Origin of the sequence: Marasmitruncus massiliensis (assembly GCF_900186535.1) — a bacterium.
Classification (GTDB): Bacteria; Bacillota; Clostridia; order Oscillospirales; family Ruminococcaceae; genus Anaerotruncus; species Anaerotruncus massiliensis_A.
In genome coordinates, this window is record NZ_FYDE01000003.1 from 479,916 (window position 1) to 503,441 (window position 23,526).

General features: G+C 52.2%; 21 protein-coding genes. 9 read left to right on the forward strand and 12 right to left on the reverse strand.

Annotated features, from left to right (window positions below; translation table 11 throughout):
* Window positions 1–59 precede the first annotated feature (59 nt).
* Genes C1A10_RS03595 through C1A10_RS03605 form a run of 3 tightly spaced genes read right to left on the reverse strand, consistent with a single transcriptional unit; the run spans window position 60 to window position 1,633 of the window.
* Window positions 60–608, reverse strand: a complete 549-nt coding sequence (locus C1A10_RS03595; RefSeq protein WP_101908916.1) for a YeeE/YedE thiosulfate transporter family protein — start codon at window positions 606–608, stop codon at window positions 60–62.
* Window positions 609–667: 59 nt separating this feature from the next.
* Complete coding sequence (locus tag C1A10_RS03600) at window positions 668–895, reverse strand: sulfurtransferase TusA family protein (protein WP_101908917.1); 228 nt, start codon at window positions 893–895, stop codon at window positions 668–670.
* 45 nt (window positions 896–940) lie between these two features.
* The gene (locus C1A10_RS03605; protein WP_101908918.1) at window positions 941–1,633 is read right to left on the reverse strand and encodes a YeeE/YedE thiosulfate transporter family protein; all 693 of its coding nucleotides are present in this window, start codon (window positions 1,631–1,633) and stop codon (window positions 941–943) included.
* A 306-nt stretch (window positions 1,634–1,939) separates the two neighbouring features.
* Between C1A10_RS03605 and C1A10_RS03610 the strand changes: the two genes are divergently transcribed.
* Window positions 1,940–2,839, forward strand: a complete 900-nt coding sequence (locus C1A10_RS03610) for a LysR family transcriptional regulator (RefSeq protein WP_101908919.1) — start codon at window positions 1,940–1,942, stop codon at window positions 2,837–2,839.
* A 12-nt stretch (window positions 2,840–2,851) separates the two neighbouring features.
* Here the strand turns inward: C1A10_RS03610 and C1A10_RS03615 are convergent, their stop codons facing one another.
* Window positions 2,852–3,082 (reverse strand): sulfurtransferase TusA family protein, encoded by a 231-nt coding sequence (locus C1A10_RS03615; protein ID WP_101908920.1) that lies wholly within the window; start codon window positions 3,080–3,082, stop codon window positions 2,852–2,854.
* Window positions 3,083–3,148: 66 nt separating this feature from the next.
* Between C1A10_RS03615 and rffA the strand changes: the two genes are divergently transcribed.
* Genes rffA through C1A10_RS03645 form a run of 6 tightly spaced genes read left to right on the forward strand, consistent with a single transcriptional unit; the run spans window position 3,149 to window position 8,824 of the window.
* Window positions 3,149–4,276, forward strand: a complete 1,128-nt coding sequence (gene rffA, locus C1A10_RS03620; protein ID WP_180950964.1) for a dTDP-4-amino-4,6-dideoxygalactose transaminase — start codon at window positions 3,149–3,151, stop codon at window positions 4,274–4,276.
* Window positions 4,273–5,124, forward strand: a complete 852-nt coding sequence (locus C1A10_RS03625) for a glycosyltransferase (RefSeq protein WP_101908922.1) — start codon at window positions 4,273–4,275, stop codon at window positions 5,122–5,124. Before rffA ends, C1A10_RS03625 begins: the two co-directional genes overlap by 4 nt.
* A complete protein-coding gene (locus C1A10_RS03630; RefSeq protein WP_145997688.1) occupies window positions 5,033–6,289 on the forward strand; it encodes an ATP-grasp domain-containing protein in 1,257 nt (418 codons plus the stop codon). The genes C1A10_RS03625 and C1A10_RS03630 overlap by 92 nt, the downstream gene beginning before the upstream one ends.
* Before the next feature lie 14 nt (window positions 6,290–6,303).
* Entirely contained in the window at window positions 6,304–7,263 is a 960-nt protein-coding gene (locus C1A10_RS03635) for an ABC transporter substrate-binding protein (RefSeq protein WP_242968820.1), read from the forward strand.
* A gap of 22 nt (window positions 7,264–7,285) precedes the next feature.
* The gene (locus C1A10_RS03640) at window positions 7,286–8,086 is read left to right on the forward strand and encodes an ABC transporter permease (RefSeq protein WP_101908925.1); all 801 of its coding nucleotides are present in this window, start codon (window positions 7,286–7,288) and stop codon (window positions 8,084–8,086) included.
* Between the two features lie 12 nt (window positions 8,087–8,098).
* Window positions 8,099–8,824, forward strand: coding sequence for an ABC transporter ATP-binding protein (locus tag C1A10_RS03645; RefSeq protein ID WP_101908926.1), 726 nt, complete (start codon window positions 8,099–8,101; stop codon window positions 8,822–8,824).
* 30 nt (window positions 8,825–8,854) lie between these two features.
* Here the strand turns inward: C1A10_RS03645 and C1A10_RS03650 are convergent, their stop codons facing one another.
* A complete protein-coding gene (locus tag C1A10_RS03650; protein ID WP_145997689.1) occupies window positions 8,855–10,285 on the reverse strand; it encodes an ArnT family glycosyltransferase in 1,431 nt (476 codons plus the stop codon).
* A 427-nt stretch (window positions 10,286–10,712) separates the two neighbouring features.
* Here C1A10_RS03650 and C1A10_RS03655 point away from each other — a divergent pair, with 427 nt between their 5' ends.
* Window positions 10,713–11,621, forward strand: a complete 909-nt coding sequence (locus tag C1A10_RS03655) for a sulfurtransferase (protein ID WP_101908928.1) — start codon at window positions 10,713–10,715, stop codon at window positions 11,619–11,621.
* A gap of 63 nt (window positions 11,622–11,684) precedes the next feature.
* Complete coding sequence (locus C1A10_RS03660) at window positions 11,685–12,674, forward strand: rhodanese-like domain-containing protein (RefSeq protein ID WP_101908929.1); 990 nt, start codon at window positions 11,685–11,687, stop codon at window positions 12,672–12,674.
* Between the two features lie 48 nt (window positions 12,675–12,722).
* On the opposite strand, the gene C1A10_RS03665 is transcribed toward C1A10_RS03660, so the two are convergent.
* The 7 genes from C1A10_RS03665 to C1A10_RS03695 form a co-directional block, all read right to left on the reverse strand.
* Window positions 12,723–13,946, reverse strand: coding sequence for a M23 family metallopeptidase (locus C1A10_RS03665; RefSeq protein ID WP_180950965.1), 1,224 nt, complete (start codon window positions 13,944–13,946; stop codon window positions 12,723–12,725).
* Window positions 13,947–14,103: 157 nt separating this feature from the next.
* On the reverse strand, window positions 14,104–14,730 hold the full coding sequence (locus tag C1A10_RS03670) for a GNAT family N-acetyltransferase (protein WP_101908931.1): 627 nt from the start codon (window positions 14,728–14,730) through the stop codon (window positions 14,104–14,106).
* 258 nt (window positions 14,731–14,988) lie between these two features.
* The gene (locus C1A10_RS03675; protein WP_101908932.1) at window positions 14,989–17,034 is read right to left on the reverse strand and encodes a M28 family metallopeptidase; all 2,046 of its coding nucleotides are present in this window, start codon (window positions 17,032–17,034) and stop codon (window positions 14,989–14,991) included.
* Window positions 17,035–17,121: 87 nt separating this feature from the next.
* Entirely contained in the window at window positions 17,122–17,892 is a 771-nt protein-coding gene (locus C1A10_RS03680) for a TatD family hydrolase (protein WP_101908933.1), read from the reverse strand.
* 93 nt (window positions 17,893–17,985) lie between these two features.
* Window positions 17,986–19,944, reverse strand: coding sequence for a methionine--tRNA ligase (metG, locus tag C1A10_RS03685; protein ID WP_101908934.1), 1,959 nt, complete (start codon window positions 19,942–19,944; stop codon window positions 17,986–17,988).
* A 182-nt stretch (window positions 19,945–20,126) separates the two neighbouring features.
* A complete protein-coding gene (locus tag C1A10_RS03690) occupies window positions 20,127–21,734 on the reverse strand; it encodes a CTP synthase (RefSeq protein ID WP_101908935.1) in 1,608 nt (535 codons plus the stop codon).
* A gap of 448 nt (window positions 21,735–22,182) precedes the next feature.
* Window positions 22,183–23,337 carry a sensor histidine kinase gene (locus C1A10_RS03695; RefSeq protein ID WP_101908936.1) on the reverse strand — a complete coding sequence of 385 codons (1,155 nt, stop codon included), beginning with the start codon at window positions 23,335–23,337 and terminating at the stop codon, window positions 22,183–22,185.
* Window positions 23,338–23,526 lie beyond the last annotated feature (189 nt).

Consider the following 23,526-nt stretch of genomic DNA (forward strand, 5'->3'; position numbering starts at 1 on the left):
GACAGATGGAGGCCTTTGTCATCCAAAAGACCTCCATTGTCTATAAGCGAATAGCGGGACTACATAAAAAATTTAGTCAGCAGCTTACTTCCGATAAACGCGCCCGCGAACAGGGAAACCGCGAACACCCAGCCGGACAGGGACATCGAAGCGATGCCGCTGAACAATGCACCAATGTTACAGCCGCCGGCAAGTCTGGCGCCATACCCCATCAGCAGTCCGCCGCAGACAGCCGCTACAATTTGACGTGCGGACTTGATTTTTTTGAATTTAAATTGCGAAGCCAGCAGAGTTGCCAGCAGAGCCCCGAAGATGATGCCGATATTCTGCCAGCTGCCGGTGTTGTTCAGAAAACCGTTTTCAAGCGTAGTCTGCGCGCTTGCAGAGGAAAAATAGTACCATTTATCCACATTGCCGCCAAACAGACGATACAGCCATGCTCCCCAGTTCGCAAAGGTGCCGGTTACACCCCACGGATTGCCGGAATAAGCAAAAATAGCGATATTGAACAGCGCAAGCAAAACCGCGCCCGTCACATAGCTGAACGGATTTTTGAAAAACTGGATATAATACCGGTTTTTAGAAATCTTTTTCCAGAATTCTTCCAAGTAAAATGACACCTGCCTTTCGAATCAGAATATAGTGCCATCCGATTACCTTCAGGCTCTTACTTGTTTTTCTCAATGATCAGGTCCCATTCCCCGTCGTCAACTTCTTCTACTTCGACGTTGTAGCCTTCTTTTCTGGCCCAGTCGGGGATATTTTTCATTGCGCAGCTATGGTCAATATGTACGGTCAGCACATCGCCGACAGCCATCGAAGCAATCTTTTTCTGGGCCTTCACCAGCGGGACGGGGCAAACCTCTCCTAAGCAATCAAGTTCAAATTCAGCCATCATAAAATCCTCCTTCAATTATATCAATCGTACAAGCAAATGGACTTATTCATCATCGGTAATATGCAGTTTTTTGCGTTCCCAGAGATCTGCCGCGATATACAGGACAAAAATCAGCAGAAGCTGGAACACAACCGCGCCGAACCATCCGAATACGTCCGGCAGAAACACTTTTTTGCCGTTGGCCACAAAATTAACACTCCAGAAACCCATATCATGCGCTCCCCAGAGGGAACCGATGATAAAGAAAACGAGTGCGAGCGTGTTCACCGCAAAACCCTCGCCGACACGCATCAAAGTTCCCGAAGCACAGCCTCCGGCGATGACCATGCCGATGCCGAACAAAACGCCTCCAAGAACAGTTGCAAAGCTGATCGGCTGGACAAAACTCTGGCCGGGAATCGGCTGGCCGCCCGCAAACGCGCTGTATTTGATTGCGGCGAAACCGATTGTCGAAACTGCAAAAGCAACCAGGACCGCTTTGGTCAGCGTGGTCGTTCCTGTCAAAACCGGGTCACGCATGGATGCTGTAAAACAAAACCTGGCTTTTTGCAGGATAAAACCAAAACAACCCCCGAAAACCCAGAACATGGAAACCTGGCTGGAGCGGGAGCGAAGCAGGATACCAACCACAACCATCAGCACAAAAACAAGAAGCGCTACCGGGAGCTGGCTTTTTTTCGGTTTCCTCTTTGGTTTTGCAGGGCGCGGGGCCGCTTCTGTTTTGTTTTCTGACATCTCTGTACCTCCTTTGTTCAAGACTTGAAGCTTTCAAATAACGGTTTACTATGCGTATGATTATAACATGTTGTTAATAAATTGACTATTTAATGTACTTATGCAATATAATGAGTTGTTATGGAATATCTGTCCGGCATAGCGGAGAATTGCCTGTATATGGGCTTTCTGCGCTGTCTGATATAAAATTATGATGACCGGCCAAGATTTATCCCAGGGGGTTTCTTCTTTTTTGGTTTGCTGGTATAATAAGATGCAATAGCAAATGTTAATTAATTATCACATAGATGGAAAGGGGCCGGCTCCATGCAGCTGGAACATATTATTCTGTTCAGCAAAATTGCAAATGAAAAAAGTATTTCCAAAGTCGCTGCCGCAAGCCATATTTCGCAGCCGGCTCTCAGCCAGCAGATGCAGCGTCTGGAGGAAGAGGTGGGACTCAAGCTGTTTGAACGCAGCAACCGGGGGATAGAACTGACCGATGCCGGACGTGTCATGCAGAAATATGCGCATCAGCTCATTCGCTCCTATGAGAGCTTCCGGGAAGAAATCGACAACCTCCAGCACAACAGCGGAACCTACCGGATCGCCTCCACCTCCGTGGCGGGCAATTATACGCTCCCCTGCACATTGTTTAAATTGAAAAATAAGTTCCCAAAGTTCCAGTTCTCGCTCGCCTCCATGCCGTCGAAGGAGGTCGTCCGGCAGATTCTGGATGACCGGGCAGACGTGGGTTTTGTGGTGGGAACTGTTGAGGAACCGGGCCTTGTCTGTAAAAAGGCGTTTTCGGACGTCATTCATTTGGTAGCCGCAAAGGACTATCATGTAAAGGACCATATCAGCATCGAGGCGCTGGAAAAATATCCGCTGATTATGCTCAACGAAAATTTCAGCTCCTACCGCATGCTGCTCGACCAGATTAAAAATATGGGCTACAATATCGATGATTTTCAGGTGCTTTACCATCTGGACTCCACCGAGTCTGTCAAAGCCTCAGTCATCGGAAAATACGGCATGGCGTTCCTGCCGCATATGGCGGTAAAAAAAGAGCTTTACCTCCAGCAGCTGAAAATTGTGGAAGCGGACGATCTGCACCTGGTTTATGACGTTTCCATGGTGTATAAAACGAAAGACCCTTCTTCCAGCAATTTGATCCGGAATGTCACCAAATATTTTGAGCATATCGTTAATTCTTCTATCTGCTGAATCAACAGAAGATTATTTCTGCAGCGGGACGCTTTTAGAAATATACATTTCAAATACCCCATTGACCGGTTCTTCCACCCGGAGGTTCAGTTTCAGCTTTTTGCAGTAATCGGTGATATTTTCGCAGACACAGCTGTGATCGGTGATCAGCTTAATCTGTTCTCCGTCCTTGAGCATACGGCACTGTTTCAGCTTCAGCATCGGCACAGGGCATATATCCCCCAGGCAGTCCAATTCGATCATGGTTATACGCCTCCTTTTCACCAGTATATCATGCGGGAGACAAAAAGTATAACGGAAAGGAATTACATGGCAGTCTCATTTTACAGCCGGTTCATCCCGGAAGAAGAGCCGGCGCTGCTGCGTGGCGTACTGGAAAGCGGGCTCGTCACCGGCGGGGAATCCACACGCAGTCTGCAGTCGCTTTTTTTGCAGAGGTATCAAGTCCGGAACCTGTTTCTGATGCCTTCCTGCAGCCATGCCCTGGAAGCAGCCTGCCAGCTTCTGGAACTGAAACCGGGCGATGAAGTGATTTTGCCTTCTTACAATTTCCCTTCGGCGGCCAACGCAGTATTGCTTGCCGGGGGGACTCCTGTTTTATGCGATATTGAACCTGATACCCAGACGCTCTCCCTGCGGGATGTGGCGGATAAACTCACACGGCGTACCAGGGCGGTGATTGCCGTTCATTATGCGGGGATTTCCTGCGATCTGGACACTTTGAGCACGCTGTGCGAACAGGCCGGCGTTTCGCTGATCGAGGATGCCGCGCAGGCGGTGGATTCCTTCTATAAAGATCGGGCGTTGGGCACGGTTGGGCGGTTTGGCGCGTACAGCTTCCACTATACCAAGAACTTCTCCTGCGGGGAGGGCGGCGCGCTGGTCTGTAAGGACAGCGACCGGCACAGCGCGGAGGTCTTTCAAAACAAGGGAACCAACAGAAACGATTATTTGAGCGGGGTCTGTGACCGTTATACCTGGGTGGGAAAAGGGAGCAGCCCGATCATGAGTGAGCTTGGTGCGGCCGTGCTGCTGGGGCAGATGCAGCATGCGCAGGAGATTGCAGCGAAGCGGATGGCGGTTGTGAATGCCTATCACGCATCGTTGGAATTACTGGAAATGCGGGGGATGATCCGCCGCATGTGTTTTCCGGGCTACGCGCGCCCCAACGGGCATTTCTATTATGTCCGTTTTCCTGATACCGCTTTGCGGGACCGTGTGATAGCGGCTCTGCTGGCGCAGGGAATCGACTGCAGAACCCACTATGTGCCGCTTCACATATCCCCGATGGGCAAAAAGCTCGGCTATGGGGAAGACGCCTGCCCGGAAAGCCGCGCAGCCTATGAAACTCTCCTGCGCCTGCCTGTACATACCGGAATGAAGCCAGAGGACGCCTCCTTCGTTTCGGAGCAGTTCAGCAAGGCGGCGGCTGGATGAGCGCCCGGTTTGAGATCGGGGCGGTGATCCCCGTTTATAATTCCGAGCGGTCGGTGGAAGCGGTCGTGCGGGGTTTTCTTAACTTTGCGGACGATGCGGGGATTTCCTGCCGCGTTATGCTGGTCGATGACAAAAGCACGGACCGAAGCGCGGAAATTCTCGACCGTATGGCGATGGCGGACGGGCGGGTTACCGCGGTGCACCTGTCCCAAAACAGCGGGCAGCAGGCGGCGCTGCTCTGCGGGCTTGCGCTGGCGGCGGGGGATTGCCGGTATCTGCTCACCATGGACGACGACCTCCAGCATCCTGTTCAGGTCGCGGGGCAGCTTTACGCCAGAATACAGGAGGGGTATGATCTGGTGTATGCCATCCCGTACGGAGAAGAGCGCCCGCTCTGCCGCAAGGCGGGAAGCCTGCTGCGCGATATCCTGTTCAGTCTGTGTACCGCCAAGCCGCGCGGGGTGCGCGTCAGTTCCTTTCGGATGATGACCGCGGAGCTGGCGCAAAAAATCTGCGCGGAGCACCGGCAGTTCATCTACCTGTCTGCTTCGGCGTTCCGCTATGCCCCCAAAACAGCAACCCTGTTTTACCGGCAGCAGAAGCGGGCCTATGGTTCATCAGGCTATTCCCTGAGAAAATTAGCGGGCGTTTACGGCAATCTGTTCCGGTATTATACCGTGCCGGGCGCGCTGCTTTGCCCCAAAGGGCAGGGTGCACCTTATCAGATTGCGTCGATTGTGGAAAGAGGTGGATGTTATGGCGAGACTGATGGTTCTCGGCGGTTCCAACTGCCAGAGGAACGCGCTGATTGCCGCGCGCAGGCTTGGACATCAAACCGTTCTGATTGATTATTACGATCATCCGCCGGCGGCGGAACTGGCGGATATCCATGTAAAGGCGAGTACCTTTGATCTTCCCGCCTGTCTTGCCGCGGCAAAAGAGCACCACGTCGACGGTATCTTTACCATCGGCACCGACCAGCCGGTCTATACCGCCGCGTGCGTTGCCGCAGAACTGGGATTGCCAAGCCCTATCAGCACAAAGACCGCGTTGTCGGTGACAAATAAAAAGGTGATGAAGCGGATTCTGGCGGAGCATGGAATCCCCGCCGCGGAATACCGTCTGATCGGGCCGGAATCCGGACCCGGCGCGCTCGACGGTCTGCACTCTCCATTTGTGCTCAAGCCGGTGGATTCTCAGGGCCAGCGAGGAATTTTCAAACTGAACTGCGCGGAGGAAGTGGTTTCCCATTTGGGGGAAACGCTGTCCTTTTCCCGCCAAAAGGAGGCGTTGGTGGAGGAATTTTATCCCTCAGCCGAGCTGACGGTTTCCGGCTGGGTGCAGGACGAAAAGTTGTTTTTACTGGCTGTCACCGATCGTCAGTGCTTTGATGATCCCGTCCACATCGGTGTTTGTGTCGGCCACCGGTTTCCTGCCATCCATATGGCGCGCTATCAGGAGATTGCGCGGATTTCCTGCCGGATCGTGGACGCCTTCGCAATCCGCGGCGGGCCGGTTTATATTCAGATGCTCGTCGGAAAGGACGGCATCAAAGTCAACGAGCTTGCCTGCCGCATCGGCGGCGCTTTTGAGGACGTGTTTTTACCCTATCTCAGCAGCTTTGATATCCTGCGCGCGGTGATTGACAGCGCCCTCGGAAATCCTGTGGATTGTTCTGTACTAGAAGGGTACGACCCATCCCAAAACCCCCGGCAGGTTTCAGTTCAGCTGATGTTCTGCAACAGTGGAAAGGTCTGCACCGTTACCCCGCTGGAGGAACTCCGCGCTTTGCCGTATGTGCTGGATGCGGGCTATAACTATGGGTTGGGGGACCGGATTCCCGCTTTGGAAAATGCGACCGCGCGCTTCGGGCACTGCGTAATAGTGTCCGAAACCGGCGGGATGGAGGAAAAACTGCGGGAATTTTACCGCCTGTTCCGCGTTTTGGATGATAACGGGCGGAATCTGGTGATCCCGCATAATTTTGCGGGAGAGATTCCCGCGCATTTGTAAAAAGGAGTATCCAATTGAATAAAATAGCAAAAAAATGGGCGGCGGCGCTTTTGTCTGTTTCATTGGCGGCAGGGTTCTGCGCCGGCTGCGCCAAACAAGCGCCAAACCAATTGAATATTGCCGAGCAGTTCGGAATCGCCTATGCGCCGCTGCAAATTATGAAACAGCAGAAGCTGCTGGAAAAGCGGCTTCCGGGCGTAACAGTCAACTGGAAGCAGTTCGGCGGACCCACCGCGATCCGGGAAGGAATGCTTGCGGGGGAGATTGACTTTGGGTTTATGGGCCCGGCTCCCGTCCTCATGGGGATCGATAACGGCATGAAGTGGAAATTTGCGACCGGTATCAGCTTTAACGAGATGGCGATTATGGTAAAAAATCCACAGGTACAGAAGCTCGGCGACCTGACGAAAAACGATCGGATCGCCATTCTGTCTCCTGCCTGCACCCAGCATGTGCTGCTCTGCATGGCGGCGGAGCAGGAGTTGGGGGATGCGAACTATTTTGACAGCCAGCTGGTGTCCATGTCCCACCCCGACGCTGCAAACGCGCTGATGGCCGATACCGAGGTGACCGCCCATGTCGCCACGCCGCCTTATATCGGGACAGAGCTGGACTCGGGTATGCACAGCATTTACACCGGCGAAGAAATCATGGGGCAGCCGTTTACCTTTATTACCGGGGTTGCGATGGAGGACTTTTATCGGGAGCGTCCGAAAGAATATCAGGCGTTTATTGAAAGCCTGAATGAGGCAATCGATTATATCAATCAGAATCTGAAGCAGGCGGCGGCTGATCTGGCGCCTGTTTATGGACTATCGGAGGAGGAACTCTACGAGCAGATGACCTACCGCGGGACGATTTACTCCAACCGGCTGGAGGGGATCGAAAAGCTATCCGATGTGATGCGGCGTATGGGCTTTGTGAAAAACAGCCCGGAAATGGAAGAGATGATATTTCCAAATGTGAATTCATAATGCGGGAATTCGGAGGAATCAGATGAAAGTTTATTACGACCTGCAAAAGCACAGGCTGGCGCTGCGACTATTTTGGGTGCTGGTCCTGCTGCTTATTTGGGAAGGGGGCGTCCGGCTGACCGGGGTATCCCCGCTGCTGTTCCCTTCTGTTGGGGAGGTCTTGCGGGTGCTCGCTGATTCCGTACTGCGCGGCGACCTTGTCTGGCAGGCGGGGTTCTCCCTGTGGATTATCTTTCTGGGAATGGCCATCGGGCTAGGCTTAGGTTTTGTGCTGGCACTTTTATCGATGCGTTTTCCGGTAGCCGGAGACCTGATTGACACGATATCCGCCATCGCACATCCTCTGCCGGGCATTGCGGTTCTGCCGCTGATCATCCTGTGGTTCGGCACAGGAACGGGGGCGATTCTGGCGATTATCGTGCATTCCTGCCTTTGGCCCATGCTTTTGAATCTGACCGCCGGGTTCCGTTCCGCGCCCCCCATTTACACAGACGTAGGACGCAACCTTTCCATGAACTCTTTCGCGATTACAACCGAGATTCTGATCCCGGCTTCCTTTCCGCTGCTGCTGTCGGGCGTCAAGATCGGCTGGGCGCGCGCCTGGCGGGCACTCATCAGCGCAGAGATGGTGTTCGGCGCGATCGGCTCCAAAGGGGGAATCGGCTGGTACATTTTCAAGCAGCGCACGTTCATGAATACTGCCGGTCTGTTCGCGGGCATCCTTGTGGTAATTGTCATCGGGATGCTGGTGGAAGATTTGCTGTTTGGAAAAATCGAACGGCAGACGGCGGAAAAATGGGGCATGACACAGATTCGGCAGTGAGGAGGTTTCCCTTTGGCGCTTAAACTGGAACAAATCAGCAAATCTTTTCCTACGGAGAGTGGTTCACGTCAGGTGCTTGACCGACTGGACCTCTGCGTGGAAGACGGAGAGTTTGTCGCGGTGCTCGGACAGTCCGGCTGCGGAAAATCCACACTGCTCAGGATTGCGGGCGGATTTGAACCGCCCGACAGCGGCAATGTCGGGCTGGGAAATACGCCTGTTGTTTCTCCCGATCAGAAGATGATCATGCTGTTTCAGGACTTTAACCAGCTTTTTCCGTGGATGACCTTACAGCAGAACCTTTTATTTGCCATCCGGAAAACTGTTCCCAAGATGGGAACAGACCAGGCGCTTCAACTGGTACGCTCTTGTCTGGAACAGACCGGGCTTGGGGATTCCGCGGGTTGTTACCCCTATCAGCTGTCGGGCGGGATGAAACAGCGCGGCGCACTTGCACGCGCGCTGGCATTGAGCCCGGAAGTTCTGCTGATGGATGAGCCGTTTTCCAGCCTTGATTACCTGACCCGCAGGAACGCGCAGGACACCCTGAAAAAACTGTGGAGCCAGGGCGGCCTGACGGTGCTGTTTATCACGCATGATATCGGCGAAGCCCTGCTGCTCGCGCAGAGAGTTGCTGTCTTTGATCTGCCGTCCCGCCGCATTGGACACATCTTTTCAAACGACGGTACGGTTCCGAATCTGAAAAGCCGTCTGGAAGAACTGCTGGGGGTGGAATAAAGGAGGTCTGCGTTATGTTGCAGACCTCCTTTATTCGTTCACACGGTAGACGGTTATGGTATCCTGTTTTCCTGAACCGACAAGCTCCTGAATGCGCACTCCGTAATACGGACTTTCAAAGTGTCCGATTTCAGTGCAGTCATTTTGAATAAATGTCTGCATCTGTTCATAATAGCCAGCCGTATTGCCGTAGATGGTATTCCATTTCGGCCTGACCGAGTAAATATAGTCCAGCTCGTCAGAAATCAGCAGATAGTCCACCCCGTTCTGGCGAATGTAGTCATCGAAGCGAAGTCCGTTTTCGCTCAGATAACTGAGATTGCGGTAATCCAGCAGACAGCCGTTTTCAAAATAAAAGCCGCTGTTCAGATTTCCGAGCACTTTTGCATCCGGCGCAACAAGGTTCGCGATCTGTCCAAGATAGGTCTCGTAGCTTTGGGAAAGCCATGGGCGGACATTTTGTGCCGAGGACCATACGACGACAGCGGCAATAGCGGCAAAAACGGCCCTGCCTGTAATTTTGCCGAACATCGTGCAAAAAAACGGGAAAAGCATCCAGCAGAGCGGCATCAGAAAGACAATGCCGGTTTGGTTATAGCGTCCGATCAGGACAGTACCGAGCAGGATTCCGGCAGCGGCACAGACAACCTGTGCGAGACGTTGGCTCATAACGGAATCTTCCCGGCGCATGACAGCGGCATATGCCAGCGCACAGAGCAGCAGCAGGGGGAACAACAGGAGCTGTGGCTTGATGTCGGGCAGATAATAAGTCCCGCTGACGCCATACCAGAGTTTCTGAAAAAAGGCTCCCAGCTCGGCGGCCTTGCCGGTAACCGGTATCAGCAGGTCAAATTCGCTATCTCCATAGGCAAGATAATGCCGGATAAAGTCAGAATCCATCGCAAAACTTGCCGCGATAAAGACAGCGGCAAATCCACCCGTTATCGCTGTATAGAGTCCCAACTGGCGGAACGAGGCGGTTTTATAAACAAGGATGCGCGTCAGAAAAAGACTGCCGCACAGGCAGGCGATCAGAAAGCTGTTGGGATGAAGCCCGATTGACAGCCCGGTAATCACGCTAAGGGCGATCACTGTTTGGCGGGGCAGCATTCCGTCCTGCCGCAGAAACAGGTACATGCAGGCGCAGATAGATACGCAAATCAGGATTTCCTGCCGGGCGAAATGCGAGGCATACACGAACTGAATGTCGCAGGCCAGCAGTATAGCGGCGAAAAGCGGGGCGGCCTCCCCCGCAGAAAGACGCCTGACCGCACTCCGAAACAGGATCAGCACGGCGCAGCCGCCCAGAAGTGAAAGCAGCCGCACCGAAAAAATGCGGTAGCCAAACAGGGCGACCAGGGGCATCTGGAGCAGATGGAACAGGCTTTTGACGGCATGGGGCCAGCGGGGCTTTAAATTAAAAAACGGTTCGGTTACAGCAAGCGAATGATCCTCCATCATTGCCCGCGTCAACCCGGCCAGCCAGCTTTCGTCTGAATGAACGAATGGAAACCGGGTTAAAAACAGCAGGTTGATCAGAAAAAACAGCAGCAGAAACAGCCAGAAAGCGATTTTCAGAAAAGCTGAATTTCTACCGCCGCTATCAGGTTTTCTGATATGCCATCACCTCCGGGCAGGTTAAAATGAAAGTTCAGGAACGGCTTTTTGGGCTTTTCTTCATTCTACCATAATTGCTGCCGCTTTTGAAATCTATTAAACAATCAGATGCAGTATAATAAAATGTGATAGCATATTGTAAGATTTGTGAAGTATAATGGTAAAGAAATCTACAATGAAGAATTTGAAGCGTTCTTGATTGTAGGGCATAACGGTTTACTAACTTTTTAGCGATTTTATTTAAAAAGCAAAAAGGAGGTAATGCACGAGGATGATTGCTAAAAAATTAACAATGTTTGCGGTATGCATATTTGTTCTTGTATCTCTGGCCGCATGCAATCCGTCCCAATATGAAGAAAGTGATCAGAAAATTATTCCGGCAAAATCACTTTCTTCATACATAGGTAAGGAAAATGTGGCGATCGTGGATATGCAGAGCGCGGAAGATTACGCCGCGGGGCATGTCGCGGGCGCTGTCAATCTTTCAAAAGACGACATCGTGATCAATGTCCCTGTTGACAATATGCTGACATCTAAAAGCAAAATTGAAAAGCTGATGTCCGCGAGCGGGATCGGCAACGATACCACGGTGATCGCGTATGACAGCAACAAGATGAACGCGCCGCGCTTTTTCTGGACAATGCTGATGTACGGCAATGAAAATGTCAAGGTTGTGGACGGCGGTATCGAGGCAATTAAGGCGGCGGGGATTTCCCTTTCGACAGAGGCGCTCGCTATCACCCCAACAGCCTATACCGCGGGAGAAAAGCAGACGCAATGGCTTGCCACTGCAAAAGACGTCATGGCACAGCTTAACGAGCCGGATCCCAACGTTATACTGCTGGATGTCCGCACAGATGAGGAATTTGCCGAAAAGGGCAAGGTTCCTTCTTCCGTCATGTACGATTATATCAACAATTTTTACAAGGATGGTACCTTTAAGAGTACGGAAACCACGCGGATTGATTACATCAATCTGAATATGCGCCCGGAAAAACAAATCATCATGTACTGCCAGACCTCGATGAGGGCCGCCCCGGTATTCCTTCGCCTTTACGATGCAGGCTACCGGAACATCAAGCTTTATGACGGCGCCTATCTGGAATGGTCGTCCAATCCGAACAATCCGGTTGAACTGCCCGCCGGACAGGTTGCCGCGAGTAAAAAAGATGCCTCATAGTCGAGTCGCTTAGCAATACACCGATTGATTCAAACCATCTCAATTTCGTTAGGAGTAATAAAAATGAAAAAATTAGCCGCGCTTCTTGTATCATTGGCACTGGCTTCCTCTCTGTTTGCCGGCTGCGGCAGTAAACCTTCGGAAGCATCTTCCGCACCCGCCTCTTCAGCTGAGGCATCGTCTTCGGAAGCTGCTTCTTCGGAGCCAGCCTCTTCTGACGCCGGTTCTGAAGGTTCCGATGTGGTAACCGCTGCTGCGATGGGCTATTTCGAGAATTTTGATAAAGCAAAAATTATGAAGAGTGTGTCCGATTTCTTTGCCGCCATCGATGCGGGAGAAGACATGTTTGTCCTTGACGTCAGACAGCCGGACGCTTATGCCGAGGGCCATATCAAGGGAGCAGTCAATATGCCGTTCGGCCCTGCCGTGGCAGAGGGGCTTTCCCTGATTCCGGATGATAAACAGGTTTATGTTTACTGCTATACCGGTCAGACCGCGTCCCAAGTGACCGCGCTTCTGAATGTAGCCGGAAAATTTGCCGCGAATGTACAGCTTGGCTTTGACAATGGAATTTCTAAGGCTGAGGGATACGAGAAGTACATTGACAAGGAAGCTGTACCGGTACCGACAGATACTTATGACGTTGATCCTGCCATTCAGGAAGCGATTACAAAGTATTTTTCGGATGTGGAAGCCGCAAAAGGCACAGCATTTGCGAATTTTAACTTCAAGGCCGACAGCCTGAAGGAAGTTCTGGATGCCGAGGATGACAGCTATTTTGTCTATTCCATCCGGTCGGCGGAAGATTACGCCAAAGGCCATATCCCCACCGCGGTCAACAACCCGTTCGGGCAGGGGATGCAGGCGAAGTTTTCAGAACTGCCGACAGACAAGACGATCATCGTCCAGTGCTATACCGGCCAGACCTCTTCCCAGACGACCGCGATTCTCAGGCTGCTGGGCTATAACGCCTATTCGCTGCACGGCGGCATGGGCAGTGCCGAAAGCGGCGCCGGCTGGCTTGGCGCAGGCTATGAAGTTGTCACCGATTAATGAAAAGCATATAAAAGGAGCCGGCGCATTCGCGCCGGCTCCTTTTTCTCAGATTCCGTTTTGGAGAGCTGTCCATGGATTGACAAAAACGTTATTGACCGCGAGTCCGAAATGAAGGTGGGGGCCTGTGGAATAGCCGGTGGTTCCCACTGCGCCGATCTGCTGACCCTTTTGTACCATGTCGCCGGCCTTCACATTGAGGGAATCCATGTGGTAATAGAAGGTTTTCAGACCGTAACCGTGCTCAATCAAGATGGTGTTCCCGGTGAGCTGGAGGTAATCCGCGAAGAGGACACGGCCGTTATTGCTTGCCAGAACAGGGGTTCCTTTCGCCGTCGCGATATCAATACCGCTGTGACGGGTGGGGGTAGGGTCGTCGTTGGTGTAGCGGATGCAGCCGAATTCAGTGGTGATTTCGCCCTCAACCGGCTGAAGGAACGGGTTTTCCCAATAACGCTGCGGGTCCGCGATTTTTTTCAGCGGCTCGATCTTTTGTTCCCATTCGGCGTTGGCGGCGGCACTCAGCGCGGTATCCGCGGCGGTGCCGGGGTCCATTGTCAGGTACTGGACTTCAAACTCCCTTTTCTGCACCTGAATCTCATAACGGAAGGTAACTTCACCCGCCTGTACAGTCAGCGGATAAGCGCCCGGCGCGGTCGTATAACGCACCGGCAGCAGGGCTGTCTGGGTATTATCCCCGCTGGCGAAAAACTGGGGGGTAAAGTCCAGCCCGCTCTGCGCGGTCAACGTGATTCCGTTTGCGTAATCGGCCCGGATCAGGATGGTTTCGCCCTGCTGTACGGTAGTTGGCACTGTGATTTTAACGGGGAACTGGCAGTTCACACCGAATTGATAGGCAGATCCGTCCGGCAGCGCGACCTTGTATGTATATACACCGTTCTGGGATGGCCTGAATTCTTTCAGGGCTTCCGCAGCTCCCTCAAAAACCGATTCTCCGTTCCATGTAATGCTGCATTGTGCGTCCGGTGCGGAAAAAACGGGCAGGTTTTCCACGGCGCTGACGTCAAATGTGGAAAGCTCGGCATCGGCGGCCACAGAAACGGTGGCACCTCCGACAGCCACTTCAAGAGCAGGGGCCGCGGCCTGCGAAGATACGGGCTCGGGATCGCTGGAAATGTCCGCGCTTATGGATTCGGAAATGGATTGCTCCAATGCGGACGAATCGGGAACAGCCTGTTCCTGCGGGGCACATGCGGGCAAAGTTGAAAACGCAACAGCCAGAACTGTTACACCGGTGATAAATCGTTTCATAGCATCCTCACTTCTCATGTTCTTTCTTTCATTATATGCGGGTTTTTCCCGGGTTTCAACCGGAAAAATCTTAAAGTCAGCTGTTAACAGGCAAATTAACACCTATGAAATAAAAAAACCGGGTATTTATCCCAACGGATAAATACCCGGTTCGGTTTTATCGAACCATGCAAAACTGTTTGAGTTCAAAATGCTTTTGCATCACCTCATAAAGACGGAAACCATAATGTTCATACAAGCTTAGGTTTTGCTCGTTATGTGTTTCCAGTGAGGTTGTCAAGTGATGCTCGTCGGCATACTGCAGAACGCTGTTCATCAGCTTTCCGGCGATGCCTTTGCCGCGCATCGACGGACGCACAGCGAAATAAATAATATGCATACGCCGATCTGTGTTGATCGAATCTGTCCAGCTGGACGACAGATAATCCTTCCCTTTGATGAAATTCCAGAGGGTAGCAAGCGAATGGTCGTCACGGATGAGGTATAGCCCCGATTTGAGCGCGTAGAAAAGTTCGAGCGCGTAGTATTTCAGCGGGTTGTACGGTTCCGTCTCGTCGGAAACAATAATGATTCCATTGAGGTCTTTGCTGTCGGCATAGATTTCACAGTTTTCAAACATCTCATCCAAATCACAGCTAAAAAGTTCCGGCAGAAGTTTTTTACGTTTATCTCTTTGCGGGATTAGCTGACAGTAGAGAGGGTCTTTCTGAAAACATTCGGTTAGAAGCTGATTGAGCTTGCCAAAATCTTTTCTCTCTACGCGATATAGTTGGTCGGTTTTCACGATTTCACTCACCTTTTACAATTGTTACGAGTTAAACTTCGAATTTAATTTGGTGAGTTTGACTAGTCCATAATTCCACCCCTAATTAGTAGTTTGCCGGATGGAACTGTGTATTTGGATTACCTATATTCTAACACTCTGCACAAGTTTTTTGCAAACGCTTTGTGCAGGAACAGTTTGGAGTTGGACGGAGTTGAACACTCTCAGAAGATGCATGCTTGCGAATCCTCGCATATGCTCTGTATTTCGCCGTATCTCTCACGATTTCAAAAGTTCCTGCAATTGGGCGGACAGGAAGTCCAATGCTTCGATTTCTTTCGACACGCTCTCGATCAACTGTTGGGAAAGCTCCTTTTCAGCATTTTGCAGAATAAAAATTTCGCTCTTGAGATTCTGCATACCGCCGCGTTTTCTCAGCAGGGACTTTACAACATCCACAAGATCGACCAGACCACAAATGCGCCCCGCACCCCACATCAGCCGGTCCGCGGGCTGATGGAGCACATAGTCGGTGAAATGGCGGCATACGGCTTCATCGAAATAGTAGGCGTACCAGGTGGTGTCGATCTGATGGAGCCAGTGGTCCAGCGCGCTGTTTACATCGCCCGCATTGAGCGCGCGCAGTGCTCCGTCCAGAAGAGCCAGATTGAGCTGCGCATATTCGTGCGGAAACAGCACGGCATCGTGCCACCCGAGGCGGGTAAACCTGTCCTCACAGAATTTAAAGGCCGAAAGAAGCCCCGCATACAGCGTGCGGCTTTTTGCATACAGCGCATCCGCTGCGGAACGGTCGCCGCTGTCCAGCGCATTGGCATAATGATGGTTCAGCGTGCATACCTGCTGATAGAGCAGCTCTGCCGCCGTCAGCGCCCGGTTGACGGAAAGGATCAGCCCGCTGGCATTGGCGCCGCACTGTGTCATCCGTTCGATATCGATCCTGTCCTTGAGCGCTTCCAGACGCGGGACAAAATCCAGCGGGGGAACCGCACAGCGGTCATAAGCCAGAAGCAGGGTACCGTAAAGCGCGTGGTGGAACCGGTAGATGCTTTCGTCATAGGCATCGTCATTGTCAAACTGGGTGTGATAGTGGGTCTCCATGTAGCTGCCTTCCGCGAAATCATTCACCATTGAGGGGACACCGGCAATCGCCATCGAAAAATCGTCCGACCAGGTCATAACAGGTGAAACGATCGAAAGCCCGTCGGGATAGAGGTGGGTGATATCGGGAACTTTGGAGACAAAGGCGTTTAGAAAAGTGGAATATTCATAAACACAGCGGATGACATCCTGTGTGTCATGCGCGTAGGCGGGCAGTTCAAAGTTGATGTTCGCCGCGACCTTGCCGGCCCATTCGGGATGGACGCGGAAAATCTCATTGTAAGCGCCGGTGGACCAGTCATATTTGGAATTGGAAACTCCCCATTCCTCCGCGGCCATTGCGCAGAAAACCAGCGTTTTTTCCGGTCGGTAACCGCTTGCGAGAATCGAGCGTGCAATGCTCAGCATCAGCGCAACCGCGGCGTTGTCGTCCTGAAAGCCGGAGAAATAGGAATCATAGTGCGCGGACACCAGCAACATGGAATCCGGGTCGCGCCCGGGAATTTTCCCGACGATGTTGTAGGAGGTGCCGTCGAAACCGACGGTGGAGCTGGCGTCGAAGAGGACGGCGGCTTCTCCGCCGCAGGATGCGATGTAGTTCCGGAGCAGGTGCGCGTCCGCCTGCGAAAGGGAAAAAGCGGGAGCGTCGGCAGGCCCCGCAATGTTCTGCGCATTGAGCGCGGTGGAGTCCACTTCGCCGTATCCGTTGTTCTGTACGGCGATCACAGCGGCGGCTCCGTGCAGGTGTGCCTGATAGACCGGATAGCTGATCCACCAGTCATCGCGCTGGTTGATGTCGATCAGAACCAGTTTTCCCTCAACGTTCAGGCCCGACAGTTCCTCCGCGGTGCCTTTTCCGGCAGAAACGATTGCAAATTTCTTCGCCCCGCCAGTATGAAAATTCGTCTGGTAGCCGCCCAGTTCAAACCGCCGGACAGTGCCGCCGGTATCTTTGAAGGAAAGACGGGCATGATCGAATTCCCAGGTATCCAGGGTAAACGCGTCCTTGCAGACGTCCGTCAGGCCGATGCGCTTCATCTCGTGGAACAGGAGTTCCCCGGTTTCGAATTCCGCCCGGGAACCCGCCGTTCGGTATCCGAGCACCGAATTGGATTTAAACTGTTCCATCTGCTTGGCAAACCGGTAGGAATAGTTCACATCCAAAAATGCAAGATAAGCCTTCTGCGCGTCCGCTAAAATCAACATTTCATTCACCCTTTTCTAAAAAATCCCGTTCATTCAATCGCCCCGCGATTGCTATCGCCTACTTCTTTTCGTATTTTTTATCGATTTTTACTCCGCGATCTGATAAACCTCATACGCGTTTTTGCATGTCCGGTCCAACAGCTGCTGTGGGTCGACCCCATGCAGCTCCGCCAGCTTTTGGGCGGTATAAGCGATCAGAGAAGAATCGCATCTGGTTCCGCGCAGCGGCTCCGGCGTCATATAGGGGCAGTCGGTTTCCACCAGCAGCCGCTCCAGCGGCACAGCGGCGGCCGCCTCCAGCGTTTTGCGCGCGTTCTTAAAGGTAACGGCGCCGCCGAAGGCGATATACATGCCGAGCTTCAAAATCTCCTTCGCCATTTCCGCGCTGCCGGAATAGCAGTGCAGGATTCCGCGCGGGCGGTATTTTTGGAGCAGCTCCATCGTATCCGCGTGAGCTTCGCGGTCATGGACAATGATCGGAAGATCAAGCTCCAGCGCCAGCTGAATCTGCCGCTCGAAGACCAGCTTCTGGGTTTCGCGCGGCGAGAAATCATAGTGATAATCCAGCCCGATTTCCCCGATCGCCACCACTTTCGGCAGTTTGGTGTAGCCCGCCAGCAGTTCTGTGTCCGATTCGGAAAACTCATCGGCGCTGTGCGGATGAATCCCGACTGAGGCATAAATGAAGTCGTAGGAGCGGGAAAGTTCAATGCTGGTCAGGCAGCTTTTCTTGTCGCAGGCGGCGTTCAGCACCGCATGAACCCCTTTGGACGGCAAGGAAGCCAGCACCGCTTCGCGGTCGCCGTCAAACCGCTCGTCGTCATAGTGGGCATGGGTATCGAAAATGTGATGCAGCAAGGGGAAACCCTCCTTTCAAACCCGCCGAAAGCGGGGAACCAATCAGAATAAAAAAGGCGGGAGCTTCGCCCCCGCCCAGATATTCGAATACTTTCAGCGGACGGTTGAACCGCAGGGGACGCTGTCGTCCACAAAAATAACTTTCACGTCATTTTCCCCGGCGTCGGCAGCCAGAATCATCCCGTTGCTCTCCACTCCGCGCAATTTGGCGGGCTTGAGGTTGGCGACCACAATGATTTTTTTGCCGACCAAAGCGTCCGGCTCATACCACGGATGGATTCCGGATACCACCTGGCGTCCGGCTTTTGTACCGTCGTCAAGCTGGAGCTTCAGCAGTTTATCGGCTTTGGGCACCGGCTCGCAGGCAACCACCTTTGCGACGCGCAGATGCACCTTGGCAAAGTCGTCGATGGTGATGAGAGAGGCAACTCCCTGCACGGCGGCGGGCTGAGCCTCTTTTTCCTCCTCTTTTGGGGCCTGTTTGGAGGCTTCCAGATCGGCAAGCTCTTTGGCGACATCAATGCGCGGGAACAGGCTGTCGCCTTTGTGAATCACGGCATTCTGCGGCAGCAGGCCGAAAGTGCCTGCGGATTCATAGGTGGTAATGGCGTCATCGGCGCCGATCTGCTCAAAGATCTTTCTCACGGTTTCCGGCATAAACGGTGTCAGCAGGATTCCGCAGATGCGCACGCATTCCAGCAGGTTATACAGTACGGATGCGAGCCTGGGATTATTAGCCTCGTCCTTCGCAAGAACCCACGGTGCGGTCTCGTCAATATATTTGTTGGTGCGGGAAATCAGCTTGAATACTTCAATCAGGCCGTTCTGAAAAGCATAGTTTTCCATCTGAGTCTCGTACTTTTCCAGCAGACTGCGGGCAATCGAGAGGACTTCTTCATCCAGAGGCTCGCCTTTGCGTTCGGAAGGAAGCGTGCCGCCGAAGTATTTGTCAACCATGGCGACGGAGCGGGAAACCAGATTGCCCAAGTCGTTTGCAAGGTCGGCGTTGATGCGGTTGATCAGTCCTTCATTGGAGAACAGCCCGTCCGAACCGAACGGGAATTCCCTGAGCAGGAAATAGCGGATGGCATCCACACCGTAACGCTGAATCAGCACGACCGGATCGACGACGTTGCCCTTGGATTTGGACATCTTGCCGCCTTCCAGCAGCAGCCAGCCGTGGCCGTAGACCTTCTGCGGGAGGGGCAGATCGAGCGCCATCAGCATGGCGGGCCAGATAATCGTGTGGAAACGCATGATCTCCTTGCCGACAAAGTGCACGTCGGCAGGCCAGTATTTTTCAAAGTCATGATATTTTTCGTTGCCGTAGCCAAGGGCGGTGATATAGTTGCTCAGGGCGTCCACCCAGACATACACCACATGCTTGGTATCAAAGGTAACGGGAATTCCCCATGTGAACGAGGTGCGGGAGACGCACAGGTCCTCCAGGCCCGGTTTGATGAAGTTGTTCACCATCTCGTTCAGGCGGCTTTGGGGCTCCATAAAGCGCGGATGCTTTTCGTAGTACTGCACAAGGCGGTCCGAAAACGCGGAGAGCTTGAAGAAATAGGCTTCCTCCTCGGCATCGATGACATCGCGCCCGCAGTCGGGGCATTTGCCGTCTTTCAGCTGGCTTTCCGTCCAGAAGGATTCACACGGCGTACAATATTTGCCCTTATAGGAGCCTTTATAAATATATCCCTTGTCGTAGAGGGTTTTAAAAATTTTCTGAACCGATTCCACATGATAATCGTCGGTGGTGCGGATGAAGCGGTCGTTGGAGATGTTCAGCATCTTCCAGAGCTGCTGGATGCCCGCGACCACGTTGTCGACGTACTGCTTCGGCGTAACCCCGGCGGCCTGCGCTTTCAGCTCAATTTTCTGGCCATGCTCGTCCGTTCCGGTCAGGAACATCACATCAAACCCCTGCATTCGCTTATAACGCGCCATGACATCTGTCGCAACGGTGCAGTAGCTGTGCCCGATGTGCAGCTTGTCCGACGGATAGTAGATCGGCGTCGTGATATAAAATGTTTTTCCAGTTCCATTCATAATGGAAAGCCTCCTCGCAGTGAGTTTGATATCCTACACATAGATATATAGTATAGCACAAAATACGGAAAATGAACAGAATTTTCATAAAAAATGGCAAACGCATCCGCTTTTCCGCGGGAAAAAAGAAACTGCGGAGGATTTGATTGCTTTTTGCAACCAATCCTCCGCAGCAGATGCCGTTATTTGGATTCGCGGATTTTAATCGCCGCGGAAACAAAGCCATAAAAAAGCGGATGCGGGCGGTTCGGCCTGGACTTGAATTCCGGATGGAACTGCACGCCCACAAACCATGGGTGATCGGGGACCTCTATGATTTCAACAAGACGGGAATCCGGAGACAAACCGGCGATTTTCATCCCGTTTTCTTCAAATTCCTTACGGTACTGGTTATTAAACTCATAACGATGGCGGTGGCGCTCGTAGATCAGCCCTTCCGCGTAGAGCTTTTGCGGAATCGTGTCTTCCGCCAGTTTGCACGGATAAAGCCCCAGACGCATCGTACCGCCCTTGTCGGTAATTTCCTGCTGTTCTTTCATGATATGGATGACCGGGTGGGAGGAAGATTCATCGAATTCAGCGGAATTAGCGTCTTCAAAATGCAGCATATGGCGTGCATACTCGATGACCGCAATCTGCATGCCCAGGCAGATTCCGAAATAGGGGATACCGTGGGTTCGGGCATAGTGGGCGGCCGATATCATCCCTTCAATGCCGCGGTCACCGAACCCGCCGGGAACCAGGATCCCGTCACAGCCGCACAGGATTTCATGCGCGTTATCATCGGTGATTTCACCGGAATCAATCAGCCGCACATCAACATTTGCGTCGTTGGGGATGCCGGCGTGGCGGAGGGATTCGGTAATGGAAAGATAGGCATCAGGCAGGGCGATGTATTTACCGACCACGCCGATTGTCACCCGTTTATAAGCTTTTTTCTGCCGTTCGACCATTGCCGACCATTCGGAAAGCTCGGGCTTATGGTTTTCCAGCTCAAGATGGTGGCAGACTGCGTCCGCCAACCCCTCGCGCTCCAGCATCAGCGGTACTTCGTAAAGCGTGGAGGCGGTCAAATTCTGAATAATATCCTCACGGCGCACATTGCAGAAAAGGGCGAGCTTCTGGCGCATTTCCTCCGGAAGCTCCATTTCCGCGCGGCAGACCAGAATATTCGGCTGAATGCCCTGAGAAAGCAGTTCCTTTACAGAATGCTGGGTGGGCTTCGATTTCAGCTCATTGGAGCCGGAAATGAAGGGAACCAGAGTCACGTGAATATAGATGGCATTTTCTTTGCCGACCTCCGAGACAAACTGCCGGATAGATTCCAGAAAAGGAAGGCTTTCGATGTCGCCGACGGTGCCGCCGATTTCAGTGATGACAACGTCGCTGCCCTGCTTGCCGACCCGGTAGATGCGGTCCTTGATTTCGTTGGTAATGTGGGGAATGACCTGCACGGTTCCGCCCAGATAATCTCCGTGGCGTTCCTTGTTGATGACGGACCAATAGACCTTACCGGTGGTGATATTGGAATTGACCGACAGGTTTTCATCAATAAAACGCTCATAGTGCCCCAAATCCAGGTCTGTTTCGGCCCCATCGTCGGTAACAAATACCTCTCCGTGCTGATAGGGGCTCATCGTACCCGGGTCCACATTGATGTAAGGGTCGAACTTCTGCATGGTGACGCTGTATCCCCTGGCCTTGAGCAGTCTGCCAAGAGAGGCGGCAGTAATTCCCTTACCCAAGCCGGATACGACGCCGCCTGTGACGAATACGTATTTGACTGGCATAGTTTCCTCCATCCCGCCGCCCGCGGATCGTTTCCGGTCTGTGTGGCAGACGGAAAACAGGCAGCATATTTATAATGATTTACAAAATTATGCCGTGCATCGGGAATGTTGTTTTTCCTGGAAGCCCGCAGCAAACCTGAGAAAACGCCACGGAAAAGCGGCTTCTCATACTTGTTGCGGCGAATGTGCTTCCTCGTTGAAGCATTCCTGTCAGAACGGCACATGATCACACTATTTTAATAAGTACTTGCTATTTTCAAGAGCAAACACTGGCCAGGATTTATTGAAAACCCGATAAACAGCCTTTTTATCGGGTTTAAATATCAAAATCCAATAAATCAAACATTTTCTAATTTTACCTTTTTTCGCGGATAATTGCAATATCCAAAATGTGAAAAGTTGTTGGGAAAAAACAGGGAATTTTGTGCGTGCGGCAAATCCGGGCTTCTTACAGAGGGCATCGGATACTATCAGCCAGATAAATCCACGGTATGGAAAATCTGTCTTCCAGATAATCAACTGCACTGCTGTTCACGGCAAGCGGGGCGGAGCTGTCGTCTGTGACAGGCAGAGTGAATACAACGGTGGTTCCCTCGTTTTCAACGGAGGTCAGGGCGATCGTGCCTCCAAGCGCGCAAACTGCCTGCTTTGCGAGGGGAAGCCCGAGCCCGTTGCCCACGAAAGGCCCCCCGTCTTTACTGTAGGAGAAATAGGGTTCAAAAATATGGGGCTGGACATGGGACGGAATTCCTGTCCCGCGATCGGAAATGGCGATGCTCACCGAATTGTCCATCTGGCGCACCCGGATATCGATGCTGTTATTTTCCCGCGTAAAACGGCAGGAATTGGACAGTACGCACATAATGGCGCACACCAGCTTGGATTGATCACAGCTTATAATCAGGACGCCTTCCGGAACCTCATAAAAAAGCTGAATGCCGCTGCGGGCGGTCATCTCTGTACAGACTTCAAACAGGCTTCGGAGAAAACTGAACAAATCCATCCGGATCGGACGCACCGGTGAAAGACCGCCCGCCAGCCGGGTATATGTGGTCAGCAGTTCGCAGTTTCGTAAGACTTTGTAACAATTCTGATTAATCGTTTCCAAATGTGCCAATAACTTTGAAAGATCCCTTCCGGCGCTGTTTTGCCTGAACTCCTGAACCAATATGGAAAGGGTGGAAAAAATAGTTGAGATCGGTGTGCGGTACTGGCTATTCAGTGCGGAAAGGATGCGGGAAACCCCTTCGGGCTGCATGCCGGTTCCCTGTGGGGCGGAGCTTGGGAGCTGCATCAGATACAGTTCGGAATCCTCAGAAAGCAAAGCACAGATCGAAATAGGGGGATTGCCAAAAGGCTCTATGCTGTTTGAACTTGTGTAAACCCCTTTTATCTCAATTTCTTCTTTGATCCGGGAAAAATCACATCCGGATAGAAGCGTTCGGGCGCCGTCCGGGAGCGAAAGTCCGGGAAAACTGAGTTTTGCCGAGTCGCTGCACCAGATAATATTAAAGTCATCATCCAGGATGGCAGCTGGAAACCCTGCTTTTGAATACATGGCAATTAGACGGTCTAAAAAACCGTCATTCTTCTGAAAATACATGGACAGTCCTTTCGGAAACGTTATAGCTTTATTTTTTCGATGGCAATTGTAAATATGCACACTTGAAAAGGCAAAGTGTTCGACACAAAAATACTGATTTTATTATAATCGATCAATTAGGCGTTTTCAATAAAAAGCAGAGTATTACAGGAAGAAGATTGAAGAAAACAAAAAAAATTGTTTATTAAA